The sequence below is a fragment of the bacterium genome, assembly GCA_026416715.1.
Lineage (GTDB): Bacteria > UBP4 > UBA4092 > JAOAEQ01 > JAOAEQ01 > JAOAEQ01.
This window is the reverse complement of the sequence record JAOAEQ010000005.1, coordinates 113060-132586: the sequence shown is the minus strand read 5'-3', so window position 1 is coordinate 132586 and position 19527 is coordinate 113060. Positions and strand designations below refer to the sequence as shown.

Sequence of the window (19527 nt, the reverse complement as noted above, 5' to 3'; positions counted from 1 at the left end):
AAATATTGATAGACAAAATTAGATAATGTAAGGTATACTCACCATTGGATACTATACATTCTGAAAAAGGAGGGTTATTTTCTATGAATAGGTTATCACGGTTTCATTTAATTGTTCTTTGTATTGGGTTAATTGGAATTGCCGGAGCGATTAATTTCGTGGTATCTGCGCCTGTCCAGAAAACTGTTCTTGCTGAACTATTCACCGCCAATTGGTGACCCTACTGCAAATACGCTGAATCAGCGTTCAGCCAGTTGGCTGAAAAGTATGGGTCTGAAAAATGTATCGTTCTTGAATACCATACGAATGACGAACTTGCTACTTCGCAAACTGAATCGCGAGCGCAGTGGTATAATGCCCGTGGATTACCGACCGCAAAATTTAACGGAACGAAAACTCAGGTTGGCGGTTCGGAAACCATCCAGACCGAATATGAAAAAATCGTTAATGAACTCATGCAAACTACAGCATCGTTCAGCATAACTCTTTCAGGAAACATCAGCTCGGAACATGCAATGATGAAAGCTACTGTTACTCCCCTAACAACAGCGACACGGTCAAACCTGAAATTTCGCTGGGCGATGTATGAAGATAATGTTGAATTGAAAGGCAAGCGGTATCGGTTTGTAGTTCGGGAAATAGTTACCGAAGATAGTTTGCCCTTACAAGGGAAAAAACCGGTAGATATAAAAAGAACGTTTAAGGTCAATCCGGCATGGAAATATACGAATCTTGGCATCGTTGCATTCATTCAGGACGATAGTTCGAAAGAAATTTTACAAGCAGCGGTATTTAAAGCTGGTAAATAATTTGAGAAGAAAAGAATCTAGAGAAAGAGATTTGAGTCTAGAAGCAGTTGAACCTTTTCTTTTATCCCGATGCTGAATTTTTAGTTTCATACCCTCAAATCTCTTTTTCAACATTGGTTTGGTGATGAATATCTATTTATCAGGCGCAATAGCTGCCGGTCGCCAAAAGGTAGCTGTATATCAGCGAATAGCAGGAATCGTTTATTCGCTAGGTCATAAGATAACCAGCCCGCAGGTTTTTGACCCGAATGTTACCGATGATGGTAAAGGTGAACCCGCTGACCCTACCCAAATCTTTTTACGAGATATGCAGCAGTTAGCGGAATCTGAACTGGTGATTGCAGAAATTTCTATTCCGAGTCTAGGAGTTGGCTACGAAATCGCTACCGCTATTCATCAGAACAAACCGGTTCTCTGCCTTTACGATATTGCTGAATCTGCAAAACAACGGATTTCAGCCATAATTCGGGGTAATCCTTCTCCTTTATTAACCGTACAAGGATATACCCAGGATACGTTAGCGGAATGTATCCAGAGCTGGGTAGATCATCAGATAACAACTCGGTCTTTATGATACACTTGCTTAAAAGAACTATTCCCAAGTAAAATTATTGCTCCATTAGATTCAAATTCTGGTTGCAATGCCGGAGTGGCGGAACTGGCAGACGCAGTGGACTCAAAATCCACCGAGGCTCACCCCTCGTGGGGGTTCAACTCCCCCCTCCGGCACCAATCCATCTCAATTATGGCTCAAGCATCAAGCTGTAAAGCCATGCATCCATCTCACCAGATACAGTTAGCGTATGGGAAAGATACATTAACCGTAACTGTCCCCAAACAGACGCAAGTTCTCACTCCTGATGATACCATCGTTCCACTCGCTCGACCGCATGAAAGTATTCTAGAGTCACTACGAAATCCAATCGGTTCGGTATCGTTATATGCACTTATCCGAAAAAAACGCCCTAAAACGGTGTGTATTGTCGTTTCGGATTATACTCGCCCGGTACCGTATAAAATTATTCTACCGCCGCTATTATCAGAATTACACCGAGCTGGGATTCATAACGAACAAATAACCATTCTGATTGCGACCGGCATGCATCGAGCATCTACTCCCGAAGAACGATTAACCTTATTCGGTCAAGAGATTCTAGAATCCTATCGTGTGTTCGACCATACTGCACTGGATAAAACTTCGTTAGTTTCTTTTACGCTCAACGATATTTCGGTCTCGGTGAATAGACGGTATGTGGAATCAGATATGAAAATTTTAACTGGATGTATCGAACCGCATTTTATGACCGGATTTTCCGGTGGGAGAAAATCTATCTGTCCTGGTATATCCGGACTCGATACGATGAAATATTTTCACGGGCCGAAGTTACTTGAATCACCGTTTGCTATCCCGGGAAACCTCGACCATAATCCTTGCCATGAATTTGCCGTAGCGGTAGCTAAACGGGTAGGGGTAGATTTTATTCTGAACGTGCTCGTAAACCGAGAGCAGCAGATTACCGGCGTTTTCTCTGGTGATTTAGACCAAGCGTTTTACGCTGGGGTACAACAATGTGAATTGCAGACGTTGGTTACCGTTGAACAACCGTTTGAGATTGTTATAACCACGAACGGCGGGTATCCGCTCGACCAGAACTTCTATCAATCGGTTAAAGGATTAGTTGGTGCGTTAGCGATTGTTAAAAATGGCGGAACGATAATTTGTGCTGCGGAATGTTCTGACGGAGTTGGGAGTCCGGAATTCCGTAAATTATTATTCAATATGCAATCGCCGGAACAGTTTATCCAGATGATTTCAGCGCCGGATTATTTTCAACTCGACCAATGGGAAGTAGAAGAGTTAATAAAGGTATTACGCAAGGTAACCGTTCAATTTTATTCAACTGGCATATCGTTTGAAGAACTGAAACGATGTCACGTCCAGCCGATTTCGAGCGTTGAAGCTGGAATTAACCTTGCTTTGACTAGATATGGATCAAACGCAACCATTGCGGTTATTCCAGACGGACCGTATGTTTTAACCAAAGTAAAGAAAACTGGATAGAACGTTGCGTTTGAGATTGGATGGAACTCAAGACATCTTCATCTTACGTATTTTGCACTACCAATGATTTCACTTATTGCTAATCCGACCGCTGGGAATCCGAAATCGTTCGACCGGAAGAAAGCGATTCTTAACCTCGTGGCGAAACGATTGAACATTCCGATTTACGGGTTAGATTCGAAATCGAAATCTGAATTTCAATCGATAGCACAATCGCTCTCTTTTGAGAGCGAGATACTCATCGTTGCTGGCGGAGATGGTACGTTTTCTGATGTGCTCAACGCGAAGATAAATCCTAAAATTATATTAGCGTATTTACCGCTCGGTTCCGGCAATGCGCTCCGGTACGGATTGCACTTACCGAACTCGGTTGAAAAATGGCTAACCGTTTTTTCTCGGAAACAGATACAAGAACTGGATTTGATACTCTATAATACTACATATCGCTGTTGTTTTTCCGGATTCGGATTCGAAGCGAAAGTGATGCAAGACCGGCAGGTGATGCGCCGAAAAGGATATAACGGTCTGCTAGCGTATGGTATTCCGATAGCAAAAGGGATACTGTTCCGAGAACCACGGTTTTCAGCAACGATTGAAATTGATGGCGAAAAAAAATCGGTCGATAATATTCTCACCATCAGTCTAGGAAAACATCCATATTATGGTTATGGAATTAAAGCGAATCCGTATGCAAAATGGAACGATGGATTGATTCATATTCGGCCAATAACCGAGTCTTCAGCATCAATAAGCTGGCGGATTCTCTATGCTTTTTACGGAACGTTAACCCCAAAAACATATTTTTCCGGGAAGAATGTTACGATTACAACTGAATCCGAGCAACCGATCCAATGCGATGGTGAGTTTATGGGAACCGCAACAACTGCAACCTATACGATTCTACCGAAATGTATAAAAATAATCATGTAAATCACCGTGAATGGAACGAATGGAACCCGAATATTGCAGCAGAACGCAAGCGCTATTCAATTTTTTTCAAGCCAGTCATAGGTTTTTGGGATGACGGAATCTTTCGGGACGAATTCAATCACCAGAAAAAAAACCAGCATACTATAATACTATAATACTAGGGTAGAATTACTTGCTCCTGTCGGAGTTAATGCGGTGCAGTGTAGCAGGCAAACTGCTCTTCGTATATCCCTAATAACAGATATGATAGAATTCACAGGTTGGGCAGGTTTCTTTCGATTCCGCAGTATGCTTAAACGGAACCTTTGGATCCACAATCTCCTTTAGTAATGAAAAAATAATCTTTTCTAACTTCTCATAAAGTTTATCCATTGGTTCAGGCTCATTTTGAGCGAATAGGGGACACTCGATTAAATTCGGGGTTAACCGATTTTTCCCAAGGAGTAGGAACATACTCTGCAGTTGAGATAATGGAACCTTTTTATCCTCGGAATATAAGAGGAGATAGAACGGGAGTTGCACCGTCGGAATCGCTTTCTGCCAAGTGTTACGGTCGGTAACATTGAGTTTATCGAATTTAATCTTATAGTTATTAGGATTCGCTGCAGTTTTATAATCGATAATAACATAGTTGTCACCCCGAGATTCAACTCGGTCGAGGTATCCTTTCAGAACAAAACCATTTTTAGTTATGGCTATTCGGCGCTCTAATTCGAGAATAGTTACGGAAGTATTTTTAATGATTTCTTTTTGGTATTCTTCGAGAAACTCTTGTAGATGCTGCAATACCTGAAGGTATAACATATAGCTTGCCCCGGTTAACGTTGAACCATAATCTTCTCGGAATCGTTCTTGAACCAACCGCCTTAACTTGTTTAATGACAATGCTTGTTCGGTTAACGGCTGACCGATTAAATCTTTGAAATATTTGTTTAATAAATCATGCACCATACTTCCGATTTCTCGTTGTTCAGTCTGGTCAGTAATCCCTTCTTTCTCCTGCAATCCGAGCACATCCGCAAAGTAAAATTGCAGCGGGCATACTAAATACCGGTTCAGTGAACTCGGGCTGAATTCAAATTGCTCTAAGAATTTAATCATATCCGCTGTTTTCGCAATCGGTTTCGGCTGGTCAGTATGTAAATCTACCGCATATTGGATAGTCTGGATATATTGTTCCGCAGTTTTAACTTTTTCCGTCTGTTGTTTTTGCCAGAGCAATCGTTCCGCGAACCGGCTTTTTTCTTTTTCATCAGTCTCGATGAACAAGAGATGCACCGAGTTCGCTCCTTTAAATAAGGTATCGAGATAGTAGGCGAGAAGTTGTTCTCGATCGCGATACGTTGGCAGATGGAGTTGCTCACGAACTTTCACCGGCAGTAACGTATCTTCCCGTTTAGTTGACGGAATAATCCCTTCATTGAAATCAAGGAAATAGACCGTATCGAATTTGATATTTCGGGTTTCGAGCAGACCGAGCACTTGCAGACCACGAAGCGGAGTCCCGGAAAATGGAACCGAACAGGTTTCAATATATTTTTTAAATAGTAAAAAATAATTATTTTTTTCCGTAAATTGCAGGTTGGAAATGAGCGAATTCGATACCGTATCGAGGACAGCGATAAACGCTTCTGAATACGGATAAAAAAACTGATGCATTTTTGCCGTGCTATGGTCATAAATATATTTCAGAATAGAGATAGCGTTTTGTGCGAATTCAGCGATATTATTGAACTTGGTTAATTTTAAGATTGTTTCCTTATGGATGGACTGCAGATGGGCTAGTAAGGTATCAGCGTTCATGTTCGAATCAGGTACATTTTCCAGTTTTTTTGATAATGCTGTTCGCAAATCGGAATCGGATTCGATTTCAGTTAATGTCCAGAACGTGCGGTTCCGTTTCTGTAAAAGGATTTCTTCAACCGTATGCATTAGAATTCGAGTCGGTTCAGTTGCTGTCGTTCCGTTAAAATAAATGTTTTTCGTATAGGGATGGAGAATAAACTCGATATATCGCGGGATATAGACTCTGCCCTCATCATCAATCGAATTGATGAGTTCCATTAAACAATTGAAAAATCCGAATATCGGAGTTCGGTTCAGCGGATAACCGAGTGCAATGTTATATGCGGATTCATCAAATTGCGATAATGTCTGATGTAACAGTGGAAATAAAGTTTCTGATGTCGGTAGAACGATTACCGTTTTTTCGTCTAACGCCGTCTGTTTTCCCATATCGGAATTAGGATGTAAGAGCGTTTGCAAAGCGAACACCTGCCCATGCGTATCCGGACTTTTATAAAAATAATATTGCGGAGTAGCCGGCGGTTGCTCCGGAAACTGCGGTTGTTTAAAGCCCAATTCCTCAAGTTTTGTATCTAATCCAACCCCCTGCTGGAAATAATAGAAAACCGTTTGAGCACCTTTAAGTTTTCGGACGATTTGTTTTTCCGATTCGGTAAATGCATAGAACCCAGCAAATATGATCCGGTTGAATTCGTTAAGATAGTCTTTCGAAATATTCTCCGCAACAGTTCGATACCGATACGCCCGAGTTGAATATCCTTTTTCCGCGAGCGATTGATAGAACTGCGTATAAAAATAGGATAAAGATTGTAATCGCGCTGCGGTTTGTTCTGGAATAGCGAGTGCTGGTTCGATTTGCCGAATTCTATCAACTGGAACCGATTCGATATACAGTTCTTCTAAATCATTAAACAGCTTGATACCGAGCGGGAAAAAATTATCCGCAGTCAGAAAATACTGACCGCCAAGCGGTTGGTAGGTTTCCGTCGGTTGCGTATGTAAGTTGAATAAGAGCGCAGTTGCATCGAGGACATCGAGGTGCCGATCGTATTTTCCTAACTTTTCGATATATATAAAATCAATAAATTCATCTATTGAAAAGATAACCGGCGGGATAATACTCGTTTGGTTTATCCGAGCAAGTTCTTTCCGGAGGAAATGCGCAGGTCGTTTTCCCGGAAACACGACCAGATTCGATGAATAATCTTTGCCATCAGCAATGAGATTATGCGCAATGCATTCAATGAAATTTTCTTTAGCTGAGATAATTTGATATTGCATAGAATACGGTACCGGATTCCATCCGCTGCTACCTTAGTGCCGTTGTATTTTGGAGGTTATATTTCATTTTTCTACCGCCGAGCTGAACGTTTGACAAAGAACCAGTCTAATATTTCTCTGCGGTTTTAGCGAACTTTGCGGTGAAACAAAATTCTGTTCTTCAGTATAGTTTAAATTTTAACTAATCGGTTCAAATCAATATATCCGATATACCCTTCAACAGGTTTATGCGGATATATAGCTGATACTAATTCTAGATATTGCTTAACCTGTGCGTGGTATAATTCTTCACGGTCAGATTCCGTTCCCGTTTTATAAGAGACAGCGGTAATGCGGTCATCATCAAGAACAATTCTATCCAGACGGAATAATCGTCCATCCGGCGCTACCAATTCCTGTTCACGGAGAACGCGCCGACCAGGTTTTGACGTAAAATATTCTTTAACATCCGGATTCGATAAGAACGGAATCAAACTCTGAATCAATCCTTGCGAATCAAGTGATTTATCCGATAACGTCGTATCTTTATCGATAATTCCGTTGAGTTGCTGGTCGAGGTTACTATCTTGATCTAGAAACTCTATTTCCGATAGAATCCGATGGATTAATTCACCGCGTTCTTGCACCGCATCAGTTAACTTATCTTGCTGCTTTGATAGGAATGTTTTCCCTGCAGAAGTATGGCGCAGGGTGAATCGTTTCGGTGTTTCTCTTTCTTTTCCAATAGTTTTCAGCGGTTTATTACTTTGCGGCGGATAATCGGATATCGGAAGTAATGGCATCGGAAATTTAGCTGGAACCGTCTGTTCACCAGCAAAATATTTTTCGTCATTGCTAACCCCAATAATATACAGTTCTCCAATCGCGCGAGTCATAGCGACATAAAGCGTATTCAACCGATTCACACATTCTTTCAACCGTTCTTGGTCATAACGTTGCTGTAAATAATCAGTTGCTTCAGCCAGTGATTTGGTAATTTTTAACACCGTGATATTTTCGCCAGAATCATCCATTACATAATCGAATCGTATCGCATCAGCATCATAGACGACAGAAATCACTACCGGAAATTCGAGTCCTTTTGCCTTATGGATACTCATGACCGATACCGCATCAACCGATTTCGGTACCGCAATATTCCAGCTGGTATCTTCCGATTCTTCATCAGCGGAATACGTTAAAAAACTGCCGAGCGAATTCAATCCTTTCCCTTCGAAATCTTTAATCACTTCAAGCAGTTTGATAAACGTCGCTTCATGGCTCGATGCATACCGTGGTAGTATTGAATATATCCGATATATTTCCGTCATTAAATCATACAGCGGCAGATATCCGACCGATCTAAATAACGGGTCGAAATATTTCTGCCAGAGTTCGGGGAAATCCGTCCGAAATGCGGTATATATCGGGCGGAGTTTTTGCGTATTAGTTTGAAACAAGAATTGATGAATCCTCTCGATAGAGATCGAATGCGAAGTATCCTGAGCCAACGCTCGCTGGAAAATATCACCTAAAATAAACGTTGCAAACGATAAATCGTCCGGCGGTGAATCGAGAAATTTTAATAATGCAATCAGTTCACCAACAACCTGCTGTTTCCGGATATCCAGCGCGCTATATGAAATAAAAGGGACGCTGATTTCGTTCAACCACGATGAAATTTCTGTAACCTTATCATTTTTATAGGTTAATATGGCGATATCTGACCAACGATACCCGCGTGATGCTAATTCTTGCACGAGCGATTGAATATATGTTTTTTCTTCCGGAACATCCGCATTCTTAGCGAATAGTTTGATTTCAACATACCCTTTATTTTTATGTTCATCTTTAACCGATTGTTGATAGCTCGTTAATCCGGAGCGTTCCCCTGCGGAACGATATTCAGCGAGCGAATCTTTTAGTGTCGGTAGAATACCCTGGAAAACTGTTCGGGTAAGTTCAACGATTTTCTCATAACTCCGATAATTTATCGGCAGTTCATCTACCTGTTGGTGAACCGACCCGAACGGTTGAACTTCTCCGGTAACCATTCGTTGCATGATTTGAAAATCCGCATTTCGAAATCCATAAATCGCTTGTTTGGTATCGCCGACGATAAACAAACTCCCTTGGGTAGCGAGCGAATTCTCAATGAGCGGTTTTAAGTTCTCCCATTGGATCGGGGAAGTATCCTGAAATTCATCAATCAGATAGTGATAAATTCTATCTCCGAGTCGGAAATACACATCCGGGATAATTTCTGCATTGATATATTCCACCAACCGTTTACTGATATCTTCAATGAAAACCGTTCCTTCCTGTCGTTTAACCTGGTTCAAGGTTTCCATGAGTTCCGTATACATTTTAAGATAGGGATAATAGAATGATTTCGCATGATATTCGCGATATAGCCGAATCGCATCGGTTAACTCTGTCCATAACGATAGAATCCGCTGATACATTTCATTTTGCTTCGCATTGTTACCCTTTGGTTGATTCACCGGGTTCGACTTAATTCCACAGTCGAGCAGGTCAGCGTATGCGTTCCGTTGAATTGCCTCGTAGATTTTGGTAAACGTGTTTTTCCCGCTGATAACTAAACTAGAGTTACGCAATGCCTGATACAATTTCTCTGCTCGGTCAGCAATCGTTTGTTTCGTTTCTTCAATTTCTCGCTGGTAATCGTAAACCGTTGGTGGTTTCGTAAGTGCGGAAAGTTTCGTATAGAGTTGCTTAATTTCCTCCAATATTTTCGATGCCGGATCCCAAACATAACCTTTTTCACTACCGATTTGTTCCTGTATCCGTTGGATGATTGATTCAATTAGAACCGCTGGTTCCGTACCCGGTTTAACATTACGCAGGTAACGATAGAACGCATACTCAATCAACTCGCTATTATCCATCACAATATCGAATTCCGGCGGAAACCCGAGGTCGAGCGCAGACGATTTAAAAATCGAGGTCATAAAGCTATCAATCGTTCGGACTTGTAAATCCGTATAATTCGATAGGATATTGGTTATCGCTTGTTCCGCTTTTTGACTCAAGCTATTTTTGTCAAGGGAAGTAACCGCTAAAATCTCGTCAGTTTTATCCGGGTCAGCAAAATAGATTTTTTTCAACCAATCGAGAATCCGGTCTTTCATTTCTTTTGCAGCGTTATTCGAGAAGGTTATCGCCAGAATATTTTGCAATTGGTTATACGGGATTTGTTCGGATAAGAGGAACTGGACGAACCGAAGCGATAACGCATGGGTTTTACCCGAGCCAGCGGATGCTTTCAGGATAGTAAAGTTCGGGAACTGCAACTCGGTATCTTTCGTTAATATCGGTTCACCCGACATAGAAGATTGAAATGAAGTTCTGATGAAGTTGTACGACACTATATTATACTGTAAAACCACGGAGGAAGCATAGGGAAAAATCAGCCTGAACAATTTAGAACTCTTGCGGTCAAACCTCGTTGAACAACCACGAAGCGATGCATTTTTGTTGAGCTGACTAGCCCCTAGCTAAAGCTAGGGGCTAGTCAGCTGGTTCACAAGGATTTACAAGGAAATGAATTGCCCCGAGCTTAAGCTCGGGGTAACCTGAATGCACAATAAGGTTGGTGTCCCCAGTGAGATTTGAACTCACGTTACCGCCTTGAAAGAGCGATGTCCTAGACCGGGCTAGACGATGGGGACATACCTCTCGATGAGGGGAAATCTAACATCCCAAATCTAAATGTTAAAATATATAGAAATTTCTGAGAGTATTCAACTAACAACTGACAACTGGTAAACCTGGTGAGCCGCGAAGGGATCGAACCTTCGACTCCCTGCTTAAAAGGCAGGTGCTCTACCACTGAGCTAGCGGCCCCCATTCAGTATTCACGCAACATTCCCTGCCGTAGCAGGGCAACAGCTCACGGAAATTAAACGCTGCTTATCAACATAACAGTTCAATCGAGTTTTTGAGCTAAATATTTTACTCTAATATCGTTATTTTTGTCAATTTTAATTATTCGGTTTTAAGTGTAAAAACGAATATAATCACATCAACTACGGTGGATTATTATCGTATGATTAAAGCGTGAAATAATGTCGGGTTCGTTCAACAACCGCAAATGATGGATACTATTTTACACTTAAAAGATATTCCGTAAAATCATTGTTTGGTCTCGGCGAGCGCCAACGGATAGGATAGCTATCGGCACATTAAGATACTCTTCAAGCCAATGGAGATATTTCTTCGCATTTGCTGGTAATTGTTCGTAATCGGTGATTCCATTCGTCGGCTGGTTCCAGCCTGGTAATTCCTGATATACCGGTTCGCAACGTTCTAATACTTTTAGACTATACGGAAATTCGGATAAAATGTTCCCGTTAACTTTATAGCCAACGCACACTTTAATCACGTCCGTTTCATCGAGAACATCGAGTTTGGTTATCGCTAAACTTTCAATACCATTTATCCGCACCGCTTTACGCACTGCAACAGCATCAAACCAACCGCAACGGCGCGGTCTGCCAGTAGTCGCGCCGTATTCTTTCCCACGTAACCGCATTTTTTCGTCTATATCCGGCGGGAATTCCGTCGGAAATGGTCCTTCCCCGACTCGGGTACAGTATGCTTTCGCTACGCCGATAACATGGTTGATTTTCGTCGGACCTATCCCGACACCGATACACGCACCGCCAGCAATCGGACTGGATGAAGTGACATACGGATACGTGCCGAAATCTACATCGAGCATCGTTCCTTGAGCGCCTTCGAATAAGATATGCTCATGATTATTAAGCGCTTGTTCGACGATAAGTGACCCGTCAACAACATACGGTCGAATCCGATCCGCTAACGGGAGATATTCGCTGAGAATGTCATCGAGTTTAAATCCAGGATGGTTATATACCCGTTGCAAGAGATAATTTTTTTCCGCAAGCTGGATTTCAAGCACCGACTTGAATTGTTCCGGGTCAATATAATCGGCAATTCGGATACCAACCCGTGCCATTTTATCCGCATACGCCGGTCCGATCCCACGACCGGTCGTCCCGATTTTCCGCATGGTTTTCATCGATTCACGGAGCTGGTCGAGTATCCGATGATAGGGGAGTATCAGATGCGCATTCTCGCTGATATAGAAGTTGTTTTCAAAAGTTAATCCCCGCGCGGTTAGATCATCAATTTCTTTAACTAACACGACCGGATCGATAACCACTCCGTTCCCGATTAAACATTTTTTCCCAGGATGCAGTATCCCCGAGGGTACTAAATGGAGAACGAACATCTGGTCATCAATTACCACGGTATGCCCGGCATTCGCTCCACCTTGATAGCGAACAACCAAATCCGCTTGTTCACTTAATATATCGATAATTTTTCCTTTACCTTCGTCGCCCCATTGTGCGCCAACTAAGATAATTGCAGACACAACATTAGTTCCTTTCGAAAAAAAGGTTATTTTTAGCAAATTTCATTGAAGCTGTAAAGAAGAGTTAGCGACTCATCGTAAGAGTCGCTTATGAAACGCGCGTATTCCCCGAATTGAACCCGATTATAGTTTAACCAATCGCGCACTAATGATATGCGGTAGTTTCCGGATTTCGTTCAGCACATTATCCGGAACAGACTCATCGACATTTAATCCGGTGAACGCTAAACCACCTTTTTCTTTCCGACCGAGGGTTAATCCGGCAATGTTAATGTTATGTTTCCCTAACATAACCCCAACACTCCCGAGAACACCTGGCATATCTTCGTTCGTAATAATCACAATGTATCCGAACGGAACCATTTCAACATGAAATCCGTCAAAACGAACGATACGCGGGTCATTTTTCCCGAATAATGTTCCTACCACGGTGCTTTCTTTCGATTCCGTTTTAACGGTTACCGCAACTAACGTCGCGAAATCTTCCGCTTCACTGCTTTTACTTTCGATAACTTTAATTCCGCGTTCTTTTGCGAGGAACGGTGCATTAACATAATTCACTGTTTCATTGAGAATCGGATCGAGCATTCCTTTGAGCACAGCGGTGGTTATCGGGGAAACATTGCATTTACATACCTCACCGCCGAAATGAACCCGAAGTTCCTGAATTCGCCCTTCAGTAAGTTGCGCTTGCAAACTCCCGAGTTTTTCGCCTAACGTCAGATACGGCTGGACTAACGCTAATACTTCCGGTTCTATTGCCGGAACATTGATCGCATTGCGAACCGTTCGCCCTTTCAACGCATCTATTACCTGCTGGGCGATTTCAATTGCAACATTGACTTGCGCTTCTTCAGTTGAAGCGCCGAGATGCGGTGTTGTAATACAATTTTCTAATTCCAGTAGCGGACTGTTGAACGGCGGTTCTTCTTCATACACATCAAGTGCAGCTCCCGCAACTTTCCCGGATTTCAGATTTTCATACAACGCTTTTTCATCAATAATTCCGCCTCGTGCGCAATTGATTATCCGTACCCCATCTTTCATATATTCAAACTCTTCCGGACCGATTAATGATTTGGTTTCTGCAGTGAGTGGCGTGTGAACCGTGATATAGTCCGCCCGTTTAATTAAATCACTTTTTTTAACTAGTTCAACCCCGAGTTGTTGCGCTCGTTCCGGTGCGATAAATGGGTCATTCGCGATAACTTTCATTCCGAACGCTTGCGCTCGTTTTGCGACTTCAGCGCCGATACGACCGAGACCAAGGATACCTAACGTTTTCCCATTCACTTCAACGCCGGTATATTTTTTCCGATCCCATTTTTTCGCTTTCAGCGAAGCAACCGCTTGCGGGATATTCCGCGATAAGGATAATAATAACGCCATGGTTTGTTCTGCAGTCGAAATGGTGTTCCCGCCCGGCGTGTTCATAACAATTATCCCACGTTTTGATGCCGCTTCTACATCAACATTATCGAGTCCGACTCCCGCCCGGCCGATTAGTTTAAGATTTTTACCCGCTTCAATAACCTCTTTCGTAACTTTCGTTTCACTACGGACTACCAGCGCATCGTAGTTCCCTATACAGGCGAGCAATTCTTCTTTCGACATTTTAGGTTTCACATCTACTTCTATCCCAGGTTCTGATTTAAGAATCTCTAATCCTTTTTCTGATAATGGGTCGCTCACTAATATTTTCATTTGCATACCTCCTTGATAATAGTATTAAAGAACTAACCAATGAGAACTGTGAACAAACAGCACGGTTCGGGAAAAAATCAATCCCAGCGTACGGTTATGTTATCGCCGATTCAGGTTACCCGGCTATTTTTGTAATAGAACAGATTCAGCAGCTTTAATTCCTTCACCGAGTTTAACCGGGAACCCTAAATCGCTTAACGATAATTCTAATGCAGATAACGCAATGGTAACATCGAACGTATCCGAATATCCCATTTGCGCAATCCGTATAATTTTCCCTTCAAGTTGCGATTGACCACCAGCTACGGTTAAACCGTATTTATCTCGTAATAACTTAACCCACGCTTTCCCATCAATCCCTTGCGGAACCTTAATTGCCGTAACCGTATCCGCAGGAACTTTTGCATATAGTTCCAACCCTAACGCAACCACGCCTGCCCGCATTGCACTCGCTAGCCGATGATGTCGCGCCCAAACATTTTCGAGCCCTTCTTCTTTAATCATCGCTAACGACTCTTTAAGTCCAACAATCAGTGATATCGCAGGCGTAAACGCAGTCTGGTCTTTTTCCAGATTTTTCTTCGCCGCTTTAAATGACCAGTAGAATTTCGGCATTTTCGCTGTTTCAACGAGTTGCCACGCTTTTTCACTCACGGAACAAAACGCTAATCCCGGCGGAATCATCAGCGCTTTTTGTGACCCGGCAACGACTATATCCAAATTCCATTCATCAGTTTTGCAGGGAATTGAACCGAGCGCGCTAATCGCATCAACCACTAATACTGCCGGATAGTTTTTTACTACCGCGCCAATAGCTTGCGCATCAGTTACCACGCCAGTACAGGTCTCACATAATGTTATATATACCGCTTTAACGTCTGGATGCTCTTTCAGCTTCTGGTCAATCACTTCAGCGGATACCGCTTCTCCCCAAGGGACATCAATGACAATCGGATTTGCACCGTATGCGCGAGCTATCTCAGTCCATCGTTCACCGAATTTACCGCCTTGTACCGTGATAACGTTATCCCCAGGTGAAAGAATGTTGACTACTGCCGCTTCCATTGCACCGGTTCCAGATGACGCAAACGTATATACCTGATTCTTGGTCTGAAACACATATTTTAATCCTTCATTCACTTCACGAAATAACGGGATGTAATCCGGCGCACGATGGTGAATCATCGGTTGTGCCATCGCGAGTAAAACTTTCGGCGGGACTTCTACCGGACCAGGAGTTAATAAATATCTCTTTTTCATCGTTTGATACTCCTTTCAAAAAATCTAGCAGTGATTTGATAAATTTTGATATATTGAATACAATATACTTAACTAATTTAGTAACTAATTTAACCGAGATTAGCTAGTTGTGTCAAGAGAGAAATAACGGTTTTATGTACATGCAGATTCCGTTTAGCAGTATGTGGATTTGAAAAGCATTCGAAAGTTATGGTATATTCAACAGTTAAATTGATAAAATTGAATTTAAAATAAAGGAAACCTATGAAAGCAATTATTCCTGTTGCCGGGGCAGGAACCCGGTTGAAACCACATACTCATACCGTTCCGAAAGCGTTGATTTATGTTGCTGGCAAACCGATTCTTGGCCATATATTAGATGAATTAGAATCGTTAGGGGTAACCGAAATCATTTTCATTATCGGGTATCTCGGTGAAATGATCACCGAATACGTTGATGCAACCTATCGGTTTAAATCCTATTATGTCCGTCAAGAAGAATTGAAAGGATTAGGCCATGCAATTCATCTCGCACGATATTATGTGAAAGATGAACCGATCTTGATTATTCTTGGTGATACCATATTCAAAGCGGATTTACACTCTGTGCTGAATGGAGAATATAGCGCTATCGGCGTTAAGAATGTCCGCGACCCGCATCGGTTCGGAATCGTTGAAATGAAAAATGGGTTTATTTCCCGACTGGTTGAGAAACCGGATGAACCGAAAACCGATTTAGCTATCGTCGGGATTTATTACATCAAAAATAGCAATTTGTTGTTTAAATGTCTGGATGAATTGATTACGAACGATATTCGAACGAAAGGGGAATATCAATTAACCGATGCGCTCCAGATGATGATTGAACGAGATGAAAAAATCAAAACCTTTTTAATTGACGGCTGGTATGATTGCGGGAAACCAGAAACGTTGCTGGAAACCAATCGGTATATTCTGGAACAAATCCACCATGAAGTTTCGGTTGAAGGGTCAATCATTATCCCGCCAGTATTCATTGCTGATACCGTTACCATAGAGAATTCAATTATCGGTCCCTATGTATCTATAGCGGATAATTCGTTTATCAGCAATTCGGTGATCAAAAACAGTATCATCAATAAAAATGCGGTGGTTAAAAATATTTTACTCGCAGAATCAGTCGTCGGCGATAAAGCGAGTGTAAATGGCAAATTTAATAAACTGAATGTTGGAGATTCTTCAGAAGTTGATTTTAGTTAACGATTGATATAACTCACTATGGCGACGAAACGACTACGGACTGCTTCCAAAGAGACGAAAAAACAAAAACCAGTTGAATCCGCACAACGGCCGTTGACTGGGAAAGAAAAACGGCATTGTGTGTTCCTGTGTATTTTAGGTTGGTTGGTTCCAGGAAGTGGGCATTGGTATCTCGGACTTATCAAAAAAGGTTGGCTTTTTTTCCTGTTACTTAACGGATTATTTCTCTGGGGGATGTGGCTTAAAGGAGAAATAGCGTTTCCGGTATTAAAACTTTCTTCACCGGAATTTAATATCGTCAATATTTTTGTGTTCATATTCGGTTTAGGGAATGGATTGATGTCTCTATTAGAATTAACCCCGTGGTTCCATGTCGGGAATCTCGCTGCGGTTACCTACGAAGTAGGAACATTATACATGGTAGTTTCCGGGTCATTAAACTTTTTTGTAGTGTTAGATGCGTTAGATACTTATCGCGCCGCTATCCGTAACGTACAATCCGCAATCCAAACTTGATTATGCTAGCGATACAGAATATATTTTATTTTTTAGCGTTAAGTGCAATTATTGCCGTGGTCGTAGCAGCATTAACGAAAGATACGTTCAAAAAACAGGTGTACCATGGTTTGGTTGTTTTCGGTCAGTTAGTTGGCGGTGTGGTTGCATTAGCAGTAGTGGTGTTTCTGTTATCTCGATAAAGAGCAATACCATATTGTTCAATCGGCAGCACGATTTGGTGTTTCGTCGTTAAGGAGGTAAGATTATGGAAATCGAAGAATTACTTAAGAAAATGGCGTTTTCGAATGCGTCCGATTTGTATATTAAAGTCGGTCGACCGCCGGTGATGCGCGTTGATGGAAAACTCTATCCGATGAAAGCTACTGCGTTAAAACAGGAAGATGTGCAAAGTATCGCTAAAAAGTTAATGAGCGAAGAACAGCTAGCACAGTTTGAACGAACCTGGGAAATGGATTTAGCCTATGGGTTAAGTGGAGTAGGTCGGTTTCGGATAAATGTTTTCCGTCAGCGCGGAACCATGGGCATGGTGCTACGATTAGTTCGACGACCGACGTTAACGTTTGAAGAATTAACCCTACCGCCGGTCGTGCAAGAATTAGCGGAATTACCGCGTGGATTGGTTTTGGTAACTGGAACAACCGGCAGCGGGAAATCCACCTGTTTAGCGGCAATGTTGAATCATATCAATAATACTCGGAAATGTCATATTATGACTATTGAAGACCCGATTGAATTTGTCCATGAAGATAATCTGAGTATCATCAATCAGCGGGAAATCGGGTTGGATACCATTTCATTTGCGGAAGCGTTACGGCATGTACTTCGGCAGAGTCCGGATGTGATTATGATCGGAGAAATGCGGGATTTAGAGACCATTTCAACGGCGATATCCGCTGCGGAAACCGGTCATTTAGTTTTTTCAACGTTGCATACTATAGACGCTACAACTACTATCGAACGGATTATCAATTATTTCCCGGCATATTTGCAGCAGCAGATTCGGTTAGAATTAGCGTTGTGTTTGCGTGGTGTCATCTCGTTGCGTCTATTACCGAGAGCGAGTGGTGTCGGTCGAGTTCCTGCAGTTGAGGTTATGGTAGTTACGCCGACGATTAAAAAACTGCTTTTAGAAGGGAAAACTACCGAACTTGCGACGTATATTGAACAAGGGGAATACTATGGCATGCAGACTTTCAATCAATCGCTTTTGAAACTTTATCGTAAGAATCTTATAACCTATGAAGAAGCAATTGCTAATGCGACGAGTCCGGAAGAATTTAAACAGAGTGTTGAAGGTATCGTTACTGGCGTGAAAGCGAAATCTGTCCATGATATGTATTAATAGTCAGCAAACCTTAAAGGAGAACGTTTCCTAACCTTCAGGTAAAAGATAGTACTATGAGTGAATTGAAAATAGAGACGTTATTAAATTTAGCGATTGAAAAGAACGCTTCTGATTTATTACTCACCGCAGGTGCACCGCCGATACTACGAATCCATGGCGAATTAGTTCCGACAGATTTTGGTATCCTAACCCCAGGAGATACTGCACGGTTAATCAATAGTATGTTGAGTATCGAACAGCAAGAGAAAGTCAAACTGAAGAAAGAGTTAGATTTCTCGTTAGGATTCCATCAGGAGAATCGGTTCCGGGTCAATGTATATTACCAGCGCGGGTCGTTATCCTGTGCAATACGCGCTATCCCATCGCGTATCCCGTCATTTGCTGAATTAGGTTTACCCAAGGTGATTGCATCGTTAGCGTTACGACATCAAGGATTGATTCTGATCACGGGACCGACTGGACATGGGAAAACTACAACGTTAGCCGCAATTATTGATTATATCAACAACCATCGCCGATGCCATGTTATTGCGATTGAAGACCCGATTGAATATGTCCATCATCATAAGAAAAGTATTGTTGACCAGCGTGAGGTTAATACCGATACCGAATCGTTTGCTGGCGCGTTAAAATATGTGTTGCGACAAGATCCTGACGTTATCCTGATAGGTGAAATGCGAGATTTAGAAACGATTTCTGCAGCATTAACCGCAGCGGAAACCGGGCATCTCGTGTTAGCAACGTTACATACGAATAACGCACCGCAATCGATCGATCGAATCATCGATGTTTTTCCGCCACATCAGCAACCGCAGGTGCGGACTCAATTAGCGGCGACATTGTTAGCGGTAGTTGCACAACAGCTATTAATTCGTGCGGATAAAAAAGGGCGGGTGCTAGCGGTAGAAATCATGATTAACACGCCTGCTATCGGGAGTCTTATCCGTGAGAATAAAACGCATCAGCTCCATAGCCAGATGGAGACTTCGATGCGCGATGGAATGATTACGATGGATCGAGCGCTCAAAGAGTTATATTTACAAGAAAAAATATCGTTTGAAACCGCGTTACTCCATGCCCGTGTCCCTGCGGAAATAGAACGATTACGAACGAATGAATCGAATACTGCGGAAATCAGAACTATCCGGTGAGAAGTATATCCACATGTCAATATTCCGTTCAAAGTACTAAT

General features: G+C 42.1%; 15 protein-coding genes and 3 tRNA genes. 11 read left to right on the top strand and 7 right to left on the bottom strand.

The genetic code is table 11. The annotated features are described in order from the left end of the window. Positions 1–83 precede the first annotated feature (83 nt). The 6 genes from N3A72_03445 to N3A72_03420 all read left to right on the top strand — a co-directional run bounded on the left by N3A72_03445 (position 84) and on the right by N3A72_03420 (position 3801). Complete coding sequence (locus N3A72_03445; protein MCX7918664.1) at positions 84–218, top strand: hypothetical protein; 135 nt, start codon at positions 84–86, stop codon at positions 216–218. Between the two features lie 36 nt (positions 219–254). Then, positions 255–809: an Omp28-related outer membrane protein gene (locus tag N3A72_03440; GenBank protein MCX7918663.1), complete on the top strand. Its 555-nt coding sequence runs from the start codon at positions 255–257 to the stop codon at positions 807–809. 124 nt (positions 810–933) lie between these two features. Then, the gene (locus tag N3A72_03435; GenBank protein ID MCX7918662.1) at positions 934–1383 is read left to right on the top strand and encodes a nucleoside 2-deoxyribosyltransferase; all 450 of its coding nucleotides are present in this window, start codon (positions 934–936) and stop codon (positions 1381–1383) included. 69 nt (positions 1384–1452) lie between these two features. Next, positions 1453–1541 (top strand) — tRNA-Leu (locus N3A72_03430). 13 nt (positions 1542–1554) lie between these two features. After that, positions 1555–2871 (top strand): nickel-dependent lactate racemase, encoded by a 1317-nt coding sequence (gene larA, locus N3A72_03425; protein ID MCX7918661.1) that lies wholly within the window; start codon positions 1555–1557, stop codon positions 2869–2871. Between the two features lie 63 nt (positions 2872–2934). Continuing rightward, positions 2935–3801, top strand: a complete 867-nt coding sequence (locus N3A72_03420) for a diacylglycerol kinase family protein (GenBank protein MCX7918660.1) — start codon at positions 2935–2937, stop codon at positions 3799–3801. A gap of 231 nt (positions 3802–4032) precedes the next feature. Here N3A72_03420 and N3A72_03415 read toward each other — a convergent pair whose 3' ends face one another. The 7 genes from N3A72_03415 to N3A72_03385 form a co-directional block, all read right to left on the bottom strand. Next, complete coding sequence (locus N3A72_03415) at positions 4033–6888, bottom strand: PD-(D/E)XK nuclease family protein (GenBank protein ID MCX7918659.1); 2856 nt, start codon at positions 6886–6888, stop codon at positions 4033–4035. A gap of 170 nt (positions 6889–7058) precedes the next feature. Then, positions 7059–10217, bottom strand: coding sequence for a UvrD-helicase domain-containing protein (locus tag N3A72_03410; GenBank protein ID MCX7918658.1), 3159 nt, complete (start codon positions 10215–10217; stop codon positions 7059–7061). Between the two features lie 264 nt (positions 10218–10481). Then, a tRNA-Glu gene (locus tag N3A72_03405) sits at positions 10482–10559 on the bottom strand. A 100-nt stretch (positions 10560–10659) separates the two neighbouring features. After that, positions 10660–10734, bottom strand: a tRNA-Lys gene (locus tag N3A72_03400). Positions 10735–11002: 268 nt separating this feature from the next. Then, positions 11003–12289, bottom strand: a complete 1287-nt coding sequence (locus tag N3A72_03395) for an adenylosuccinate synthase (GenBank protein MCX7918657.1) — start codon at positions 12287–12289, stop codon at positions 11003–11005. A gap of 123 nt (positions 12290–12412) precedes the next feature. Then, the gene (gene serA / locus N3A72_03390) at positions 12413–13993 is read right to left on the bottom strand and encodes a phosphoglycerate dehydrogenase (protein ID MCX7918656.1); all 1581 of its coding nucleotides are present in this window, start codon (positions 13991–13993) and stop codon (positions 12413–12415) included. Between the two features lie 123 nt (positions 13994–14116). Further along, positions 14117–15253 (bottom strand): alanine--glyoxylate aminotransferase family protein, encoded by a 1137-nt coding sequence (locus N3A72_03385; GenBank protein MCX7918655.1) that lies wholly within the window; start codon positions 15251–15253, stop codon positions 14117–14119. Between the two features lie 243 nt (positions 15254–15496). On the opposite strand from N3A72_03385, the gene N3A72_03380 reads away from it, so the two are divergent. The 5 genes from N3A72_03380 to N3A72_03360 all read left to right on the top strand — a co-directional run bounded on the left by N3A72_03380 (position 15497) and on the right by N3A72_03360 (position 19486). Further along, positions 15497–16471, top strand: coding sequence for a sugar phosphate nucleotidyltransferase (locus tag N3A72_03380; GenBank protein MCX7918654.1), 975 nt, complete (start codon positions 15497–15499; stop codon positions 16469–16471). 18 nt (positions 16472–16489) lie between these two features. Further along, positions 16490–16987, top strand: a complete 498-nt coding sequence (locus N3A72_03375; GenBank protein MCX7918653.1) for a hypothetical protein — start codon at positions 16490–16492, stop codon at positions 16985–16987. A gap of 2 nt (positions 16988–16989) precedes the next feature. Beyond that, positions 16990–17169 carry a hypothetical protein gene (locus tag N3A72_03370; GenBank protein ID MCX7918652.1) on the top strand — a complete coding sequence of 60 codons (180 nt, stop codon included), beginning with the start codon at positions 16990–16992 and terminating at the stop codon, positions 17167–17169. Between the two features lie 65 nt (positions 17170–17234). After that, positions 17235–18332, top strand: coding sequence for a PilT/PilU family type 4a pilus ATPase (locus N3A72_03365; protein MCX7918651.1), 1098 nt, complete (start codon positions 17235–17237; stop codon positions 18330–18332). A 56-nt stretch (positions 18333–18388) separates the two neighbouring features. Continuing rightward, on the top strand, positions 18389–19486 hold the full coding sequence (locus N3A72_03360; protein MCX7918650.1) for a type IV pilus twitching motility protein PilT: 1098 nt from the start codon (positions 18389–18391) through the stop codon (positions 19484–19486). Positions 19487–19527: the final 41 nt, after the last annotated feature.